At 65.0% G+C, this 3251-nt stretch carries 3 protein-coding genes; all 3 read right to left on the reverse strand.

Annotated features, from left to right (window positions below; genetic code table 11):
• A partial coding sequence (locus BN1233_RS38110) for a penicillin acylase family protein (RefSeq protein ID WP_046868874.1) occupies positions 1–1738 on the reverse strand: 1738 nt, incomplete at its 3' end.
• A 394-nt stretch (positions 1739–2132) separates the two neighbouring features.
• Entirely contained in the window at positions 2133–2627 is a 495-nt protein-coding gene (locus tag BN1233_RS38115; RefSeq protein WP_046868875.1) for a putative molybdenum carrier protein, read from the reverse strand.
• A 260-nt stretch (positions 2628–2887) separates the two neighbouring features.
• The coding region (locus BN1233_RS48850; RefSeq protein WP_046868876.1) for an alpha/beta fold hydrolase at positions 2888–3251 on the reverse strand (364 nt) is incomplete at its 5' end.

A 3251-nucleotide genomic window follows, 5' to 3' on the forward strand; every position in this document is an offset into this window, starting at 1 on the left:
GGCCCTCGCTCAGCATCGCATCGGTGGAGGTCAGCGGCTCGAGAAGCTTGGTGAGTCGCCGTCCGTTGACCGTGTAGTCATCGGTCTGGAGCGCCATGGAATCCGCGAGCGTCATCTTCTCCTTGGAGGAGAGGACTTCCTTGATGCGGGTGATCCGCGACGGGTCCGACCACTCGAACCCAACCTTGCGCTCGGCCACCGGATAGCCGGCCGGGAGGTTCATCTCATTGGCCGTCGCGAACCAGCCCGACTCCGGATTGTAGACCTGGGGCAGGTCGTCCCCTTTCAGGAACCCGGACCACTCGTAACGACCATCTCCAGGCACCGGCATCAGACCGTCCCAGTTCGGACGGCGCGGCGAGCGCCCGCCGGCAATCCAGCCGATGTTCCCGGAGGTATCGGCGTAGACCTGGTTCTCGGACGGTGCGCCCCAGTTCGCCATCGCCTTCTTGAAGCCGTTCCAGTCCTTCGCGGTCATATACTCGGCGGAGTTGAAGTAGGCCGACGTCCCCGGCTCGAACCAGACCGTGCGCATCGCGAACGCCCGGCGCTGGGCAGGCTCGGCGTAGAGGACAGGCCCGTGGCGCGTGAAGCGCAACTCGACCTCGCGTGCCCTTTCCCCCTTCACCTCGATCGTCTCGCGAACGAGTTTCATGTCCTCCCATCCGTCGCGATAGCGATACTGGTTGGGGTTCTGGGGATTGGTCTCGTAGACGAAGAGATCCTCCTGATCGATGGCGAAGATCGTGAGGCCAAACGCGATCTGGTCGTTGTGCCCGATCGAGATGCCCGGCAGAGCCGGTTCGCCCGCCCCGATCACCGAGAGGCCGGGTGCGTTGAGATGCACGATGTAGCGCAGCGACGGCACGCCATGAGCCCGATGGGGATCGTTCGCCAGGATCGGACGGCCCGTCACCGTGTGGCTTGGCGCAATTGTCCAGTTGTTCGAGCCGACATCGGTGACGGGATCGAGTGAGGTCCGCTGCTGGCCGGGTCGGGCGAAAGTGACCTCGCGCGTGGCAAGCTGATAGTCGTTGAGCACCTCTCGCGGGATCGCGCAGGGATCGAGCCCCTCCGGGATCTTGGTCGTCCATTGTGGTTCCAGGACACGGCGGAACCGGTCCGCCTCATGGCTCATTGCGCAGGCGACCCGCGCCCGCGTGACCTCGGATTCGACGTTACGGGTCAGGCCGTGGCTGCGGATGCGTACCACATCCTCAGGGCTCCAGCGGTCCGGCAGATTCCCCGCGACCTTGAACTCGACCGGCATCGGTCGCCGGCCACTCCGCACCTCCTCGACGAACGCGTTGACGCCGGCCACGAAGGCGTCGGTATAGGTTTTCGCATCGGGACCGTAGGCAGCCCATTCCTTGTCCATGTCACCCCGATAGAGGAACATGCGGGCGGCCCGATCTTGCGCGACGTAGGTCGGCCCGAAATCTTTCGCGAGCAGGCCGAGCCCCCGCTTGCGCCAGAGGTCGATCTGCCAGAGCCGGTCGCGCGCGGCGTTGTAGCCCTGCAGGAAGATCGCATCGCGGGTGCTGGCTGCGTAGATGTGCGCGATGCCCCACTGATCGATGATGAGTTCGGCGGGCTGCTGCAGACCGCTCACCTCGTGCGAGCTCTGTCGCACGGCCGTCGACATGTCCGCGATGGCTGAAACCGGAAAAATGGCTGCGAGCGCCGCGAGGACGCCATAGATACGAACGCTCGATCGGGACGACAGACTCTGGGTCATGTAACCCTCCCTCCGAGCAAGGGCAGGAGTTTATGCTCTGGCTCGCAGATGGTCAGTTGACCCGGCAAGTCGCACGCGGGGTTTCTGTTTCACCGTGGCTGAAAAGAAACCCCTCCCGCCAATAGCCCTGTGGGCCAAAGCGGCCTCTGGCTGTGCAGTGGTAAATCACATCCGCATAGCCAGAGCCCCTGCTGCCACTGTCCTGCGTGTGAAAGACGTTTGAGCAGCCCAAGAGTCCATCGGCCCCGCGAGGAGGCCTCGCACGGCACATGTCCAATGGACGTGCCGATCGGCGAGTTGTGGAACGGCTTCGGGAAGAGCAGTGTGCGGTCCCGCGCTCTCCTGAACGATCCCCTTCCAGACCGCTTGGTCAAGCACTCGGGAGTAGCGCCAGTTACGCCTGCGCTTGGTCAAGCAGAGCAGCGATGAACGACTTGGCCGTCCGATAGATTCCGGACGCTTCGCTTTCGCGCGGGCCGCCGACGCTGAGACCCAAATCCGGGCCGTGGGCATCCTGCTGCGTGCGCAGCCATACGACGACCCGTTCGAGAGCGTCCGGTTCGCCGAGGTCGACCTGGAGCCATGACTTGCCGTGCCGTCGTGCTGCCGCTTGGGCCAGCGCCGTCCCTTTCGAGACCGCCGCCCCGCCGGTCGCAACGAGGATCAGGGTTGCGTCGGCATCGCGTACGTTCCATTCGGTGCGCTGCGCGGGGTCGGCGAGCGGCGTCTCGCCGAGTAGCGGATAGTGCGCCAGCACGCCGGGTGGACAGGGAGCGTCCTCGGCCCACCCCCCACGCGGGCACCAGCCTCCATAGGTGACACCGGCTTCGATCGCCGCGTCGAGTGCGGCTCGGTCGACGCCGGTCTGCGCGCCGGGGATGATCTTCATGACCGAGTTTCCCCTTCGATCTGCGAGCCTGGTTTCTCGCCCGCCAGCCACCGAACCTGTCCTGGTGAAGTTGTCGTGTTTCGCTGTGTTGGCGGAAGTCAGGGCTGTGAACGGTCATGAATGACCGCACTCGGCCTCAACGCGGAAATTAGACCAGCTTCAGCTCTGTGCCACGCAGGGACCTTTGCACAATCTCAGTCCAGCTTGCAGGTCTCGACTTCGAGGAGAAGTTCCTCGGGCTGGCTCGATGTCGCCGGCACTTACAGGTTCGGCTCCGAAGCGCCGTCGCCCGGCGCCAGAAATCGGGCGATTTCGCGAAGCACTCGCTCCGGCTGCTCGCGATGGGGGACGTGCCCGCACGCCGGCACGATCACGGTCCTGGCCGGGCCGGAGGTGAGCCCGGCGATACGCTCAGGATGGCGCAGCGACCCATACTCGTCCTGGTCGCCGTGGATGGCGAGGGTTGGGCAACGGACCTGCCTCAGGTCGTCGTCAAGACTCCAGTGCTGGAAGGTTGGTGCAAGCCAGGTCTTAGTCCAAGCGTCCAGCACCCAGCGGGCCTTCGCGCCGTGGCGCCGTGCGATGCGCTCGAACTCGCTCGGGTTGAACCGCGCTGGGATTCCC

The sequence above is a fragment of the Microvirga massiliensis genome (genome assembly GCF_001006805.1).
Lineage (GTDB): Bacteria > Pseudomonadota > Alphaproteobacteria > Rhizobiales > Beijerinckiaceae > Microvirga > Microvirga massiliensis.